8 protein-coding genes and 1 pseudogene are annotated in these 4,225 nt (G+C 45.7%); 1 reads left to right on the top strand and 8 read right to left on the bottom strand.

The window, feature by feature from the left end; all coding sequences use genetic code 11:
- Positions 1 to 5: 5 nt before the first annotated feature.
- Positions 6 to 281, bottom strand: coding sequence for a type II toxin-antitoxin system YoeB family toxin (locus AB5935_RS23715; protein WP_004327436.1), 276 nt, complete (start codon positions 279 to 281; stop codon positions 6 to 8).
- A complete protein-coding gene (locus AB5935_RS23710) occupies positions 278 to 529 on the bottom strand; it encodes a hypothetical protein (protein ID WP_368100924.1) in 252 nt (83 codons plus the stop codon). The genes AB5935_RS23715 and AB5935_RS23710 overlap by 4 nt, the downstream gene beginning before the upstream one ends.
- 412 nt (positions 530 to 941) lie before the next feature.
- On the opposite strand from AB5935_RS23710, the gene AB5935_RS23705 reads away from it, so the two are divergent.
- Complete coding sequence (locus tag AB5935_RS23705) at positions 942 to 1,967, top strand: replication initiation protein (RefSeq protein WP_004295509.1); 1,026 nt, start codon at positions 942 to 944, stop codon at positions 1,965 to 1,967.
- A 36-nt stretch (positions 1,968 to 2,003) separates the two neighbouring features.
- Here the strand turns inward: AB5935_RS23705 and AB5935_RS23700 are convergent, their stop codons facing one another.
- The 6 genes and pseudogenes from AB5935_RS23700 to AB5935_RS23675 all read right to left on the bottom strand — a co-directional run.
- The gene (locus AB5935_RS23700; protein ID WP_004295510.1) at positions 2,004 to 2,234 is read right to left on the bottom strand and encodes a hypothetical protein; all 231 of its coding nucleotides are present in this window, start codon (positions 2,232 to 2,234) and stop codon (positions 2,004 to 2,006) included.
- Positions 2,235 to 2,253: 19 nt separating this feature from the next.
- The gene (mbpC, locus tag AB5935_RS23695; RefSeq protein ID WP_004295511.1) at positions 2,254 to 2,706 is read right to left on the bottom strand and encodes a mobilization protein MbpC; all 453 of its coding nucleotides are present in this window, start codon (positions 2,704 to 2,706) and stop codon (positions 2,254 to 2,256) included.
- On the bottom strand, positions 2,663 to 3,457 hold the full coding sequence (gene mbpB / locus AB5935_RS23690; protein ID WP_007560590.1) for a mobilization protein MbpB: 795 nt from the start codon (positions 3,455 to 3,457) through the stop codon (positions 2,663 to 2,665). Before mbpB ends, mbpC begins: the two co-directional genes overlap by 44 nt.
- On the bottom strand, positions 3,454 to 3,753 hold the full coding sequence (gene mbpA, locus AB5935_RS23685) for a mobilization protein MbpA (protein WP_004327437.1): 300 nt from the start codon (positions 3,751 to 3,753) through the stop codon (positions 3,454 to 3,456). Before mbpA ends, mbpB begins: the two co-directional genes overlap by 4 nt.
- A gap of 192 nt (positions 3,754 to 3,945) precedes the next feature.
- Entirely contained in the window at positions 3,946 to 4,143 is a 198-nt protein-coding gene (locus AB5935_RS23680; protein ID WP_004295503.1) for a hypothetical protein, read from the bottom strand.
- Positions 4,144 to 4,153: 10 nt separating this feature from the next.
- Positions 4,154 to 4,225 (bottom strand): annotated as a pseudogene (locus tag AB5935_RS23675) (type II toxin-antitoxin system mRNA interferase toxin, RelE/StbE family); the annotation flags it as partial.

The following is a 4,225-nucleotide window of genomic DNA, read 5'->3' as shown; positions in this document are numbered from 1 at the left end:
TTTTATCATTTATCGTTGTAATGCCCCTCTACCTCCAAGATGTAGACCTCTACCACTTCCTCGTAAATGTCATAGATTATCCGGTCATGGGCGGTAATGTGTCGAGACCATGTAATATCCCCACCGCCCCTTAACGCTTCGGGATGCCCAAGCCCAGTCTTAGGGTGCTCTAACAATTCTTTGTAGATTTTCTTATACTTCTTGAACAAATTGGGGTTTGATTTCTTCCATTTGGCAATCACCTTATCCACCCCGTCGGAAACCCTAATTGTGTACATCATAGACTATCGAAATAAGCGTCAATATCCTCACTGCTTTTGAGGGTAACACACTTTCCGGATTTGATTTCTTCCCTTGCCTTGTCAATCCTTGCTTGCAGCTCCGGGGTTATCTTCAAATCTTCACGACCAACTTTTACCAAAGCGTAAATCTCGTTTTTCCTGCGAATTAGTACCTGCTCGCCATTGTCAGCTTTGGTGAAAGACGCTGCGAGGTTGTTACGGTATTCTCTTACTGATAATGCTTCCATATCTGTTTGCTTTTAAATTCAGCACAAAGATAGCTATATTTCAATAAAATACAAACATTTTGTACACAAACGTGTACACGCCATAAAAACCCGTTTCCAATCCTACCGCCCGTTGGTTGGTTTTGCTTTGCTCTTTTTCCCTATCGTTTTTCTTTTTCCGACAGTAAATCAACCACTTAGCTCTATAAATTCCCCTTGTCTGTTATAAGCATCGTCTGTAATATGCTCTATCACTTCTTCGCAAACGCCCATAAATAAAGGGATTAGAACATGTGTTTCCCCACACTTTGGGAGTTTAGTCCCCACACTTTGGGAGTTTAAAAGTAAATTAGTCCCCACACTTTGGGAGTTTTACCCCTCTTTTTTTGTTTTAATGTGGGGATTGTGTATATTTGCAGCAAATCAATCGTTTATGAAAAAGAAACTACCTATTACCAAGAATAAAGATGTTGTTGTTTCATGGGTATATACATGGTCAAAACAGCAAGACATGTCCATACACGAACAAAGAATAGTTCTTCGCATACTGGAAGCGTGCCAAGCTGAACTAAAGGGAGTAAAACTGAAAGATTATGCAGGCACGAAACGCAAGTTTGAGCATGGACTTTGGGATGTTGATGCACAAATGCATGTATCTGACGTTATTTTTTCCGGACGTGATTACAATGAAATCATAGCCGCACTCGATTCTTTGGCAGGACGTTTTTTTACTTACGAAGATGACGAGGAATGGTGGAAGTGCGGATTTATATCTAACCCAAAATATAAAAAACGCACTGGCATTATAACCTTTCGTGTGTCTAACGACCTTTGGGATGTGTTTACCAAGTTCGCCAAGGGGTACAGAGAATTTGAGTTAAACAAGGCTCTTGCGCTACCTACTGGGTATTCCCTTAGGTTTTACATGTTAATGAGTGGGCAGGTGTACCCTTTGGATATATCCCTTGAAAACTTGAAAGACCGTCTTGGCATACCTGCGGACAAATACAAGGACAAGAACGGAAAAGACAGAATAGATCATTTTGAGGAAAGAGTTTTGAAACCAGCAAAGGCTGCGCTTGATGAGAGCTGCCCATACACTTTCAACTACGTGAAAGTGCGTGAAAACCCAAACAACAAACGTAGCAAGGTGACCGGGTTTAGGTTCTACCCGGTCTATCAACCACAGTTCAGAGATGAAGAACTGGAAGGGAAAGAATTGCAAGCAAAGGTTACAGCACGATATCAGATAGACAGCCATGTGTACGAGTACCTCCGTTATTCCTGCGGCTTCACATCGGAAGAGATAAACCGGAACAAAGAGACATTCATAACGGCACAAGAAAAGATAACCGACCTTATCGGAGAACTGGCTCTCCTAAACGGAAAATCACGAGAAAAGAACAATCCGAAAGGGTGGATTATAAACGCCCTTAAAGGGAAAATCAAGGATAAGTAACAAGATTACCCGGCTGAAACACTCCGGGTAATCTTGTCAAATCAGAGGAACGATTTCCATTTCTACACCAAGTTCTTTCATCTGCTGTTGTATTTCCTCGCTGCTTAGTTTCTCTCTCGCCAGTGCAAGCCCATGAAAGGCGTCCCAGCCTGCCGGCTTCGAAACGATACTACCGTTTAGGACGGCATGGGTGATTTCGCCGCCGGACTTCGCACCCTTGTTCAGTATGAAGAAGAACCGGGGTTCTTCGTGTTCCGTTGTTCCCATAATTCGTAAAGTTAGATGTTTATTTATTCCCCTTTTGTTCCCTTGCCTGCTCTTGGTAGTATTCATAATACTGCTTGTAGTTGTCCCGGTCTTTGGCTGCATCCGTCCAAAGATAGCACATGAAACAAGCGAACAATAGGGAGATAACAGCACAAAGGATTGAGTAGAACGAAATTCGTTTGTCCACATAACCGCCGTTTTTCATTCTGTACCCCTGCCGTTCAAAGTCCGCCAACACGTTTTTTAGGCGATTTTCGGCACTTTCAAGGCTTTTCCCGTCTATTTGTACCTTTCGGGCTGTTGCGTCCTCTATGCGCTTCGTATAGACTTCAACACGCTTTAGTTCTTGATACACCAGTTCTACCGCAAGCTGCGGGTTTACCCTTGGCGTTGTATCTTTTCTTTTCCGGGGGCTGTACTGTCCCTGCTTAACGTTGGAAGCTGCCGCTTCCGGGTGTGAGTTTGTTTCCATGAGATATGTTCATTGAGTTGCACTTCAGTTTGCTTTGTGTCCGCTCGATATGGGCGAGAGTGTAGCCTTTCCCTATCTCGCTTGCCTTATACTCCGTACCGCTTCGGGCTGTGACATAGTAGCCGTTAAGTTTCCCGGTGCTTGCCCTGGCTTCCCGGACTTTAAAACCTCTCTTACCAAGTTCTTCCTTGAATTTGGTAAAGTCAAAGCCCTGCATCTTCTTCAATACGCCGTCCATGGCTTCCTTGATTTCCGCTTTGTTGACTTTGCCAATGTCCTGCGACTGTACAAAGTTCCGTTCCTTGGCTATGGCATTGGCGGCTTCCGTTGCCTTTTTCCCTATCCAGTTGTCCCGGTACAGTTCCCCGGAAAGGGAAACCCGGTTTGCCAGTATGTGCAGGTGGGCTTGCTCTTTCTTGCTCTCCGTACCGCTGTGCCGGATGATGATGTACTGGTGGTTCGCCAACCCCATGCGCTGCATGAAGTCGTTACCAAGTTCCGCCCAGTCCGCATCCGTAAAGGTGGCGCTTTCCTCTATCGAGGGGCTGACCTCGAAACGTAGGCAGTTGTTTTTTACGTTCGGAAAATCAATGTGATACGGTTTCATTTCCTGCACCATTTCCGCACCAGTACACCCATAAAGTTCATGCCGGGCTATCTCGGTGGCTACTGCCTGCCCGTTTATCTCTTTGGCGAGGTCGTACTCCAATGCCGCCACACCATGTGATATGCTTTTCCCTTTCCCTATCATCGTGAGAGTATTTTTTTGAGCTCTGTAATTAGTGCCCGGTTCTCCTCGAACACTTCCCGGTACTGGCGACCACCGAAGTAGTTGTTCAGCCGTTGGAGCGTTCCTTTCAACTGGGCTATGTCCCGGAGAAGCTGCCGTTCCTCCTCGGTGTACCTCTCCCTTGGGCGCCCCCCAAGGGACAAACTCCGGCAGTATTCCGATACGCTTAGACTGCACCGGGCTGCCTGCTCCGCAAGTGCGTCCTTTTCAAGTTCGGTACACCGGAATGTAATCTTTTCGTTCCGTCTTAGTTCCATGCCACAAAGGTAATCTTAAAATCTTTTTGAGCAAAGCGAGAAAAGCAAGAATTGTCCGACAAGGACACTTCTTGCTATATATACACATGCCGCATGGGAATACATCCACGCCAACCGCCCAGCAAAAAGCCCCGGCGTGTTAGAAAATCCCCCACAGCCTAACAAATTCTACCCCATTTCTACCCAAGGGGATTACACGCCGCAGAAGTCATCCGGGAACATGTCTTCCAGTTCGTCCAAATCAATGGTTTCTTCTTCGGACACCTCCACCCATTCAATGTTTTCTTTCCCTCTTATCGCACATGAGTACATCTCGGCGGCGGCAAGAGAAGAGAACACCTCGTGCATAGGCTCGCCGTTCTCTAACCAGTAAACACAATATTCGACCATAACAGTTTTATCATTTATCGTTGTAATGCCCCTCTACCTCCAAGATGTAGACCTCTACCACTTCCTCGTAAATGTCATAGAT

Origin of the sequence: Phocaeicola sp. RTP21198st1_B8_RTP21198_201120, assembly GCF_040929485.1 — a bacterium.
In the GTDB taxonomy this organism is placed as follows: Bacteria; Bacteroidota; Bacteroidia; order Bacteroidales; family Bacteroidaceae; genus Phocaeicola; species Phocaeicola dorei.
This window is presented reverse-complemented; position numbering and strand designations above follow the sequence as displayed.

What these genes read in the sequence shown, in the direction of transcription:
- AB5935_RS23715 (WP_004327436.1), bottom strand. Translation starts at nt 281, where the DNA reads ATGATGTACACAATTAGGGTTTCCGACGGGGTGGATAAGGTGATTGCC.
- AB5935_RS23680 (WP_004295503.1), bottom strand. Translation starts at nt 4,143, where the DNA reads ATGGTCGAATATTGTGTTTACTGGTTAGAGAACGGCGAGCCTATGCAC.
- AB5935_RS23710 (WP_368100924.1), bottom strand. Translation starts at nt 529, where the DNA reads ATGGAAGCATTATCAGTAAGAGAATACCGTAACAACCTCGCAGCGTCT.
- AB5935_RS23700 (WP_004295510.1), bottom strand. Translation starts at nt 2,234, where the DNA reads ATGGGAACAACGGAACACGAAGAACCCCGGTTCTTCTTCATACTGAAC.
- mbpC (WP_004295511.1), bottom strand. Translation starts at nt 2,706, where the DNA reads ATGGAAACAAACTCACACCCGGAAGCGGCAGCTTCCAACGTTAAGCAG.
- mbpB (WP_007560590.1), bottom strand. Translation starts at nt 3,457, where the DNA reads ATGATAGGGAAAGGGAAAAGCATATCACATGGTGTGGCGGCATTGGAG.
- AB5935_RS23705 (WP_004295509.1), top strand. Translation starts at nt 942, where the DNA reads ATGAAAAAGAAACTACCTATTACCAAGAATAAAGATGTTGTTGTTTCA.
- mbpA (WP_004327437.1), bottom strand. Translation starts at nt 3,753, where the DNA reads ATGGAACTAAGACGGAACGAAAAGATTACATTCCGGTGTACCGAACTT.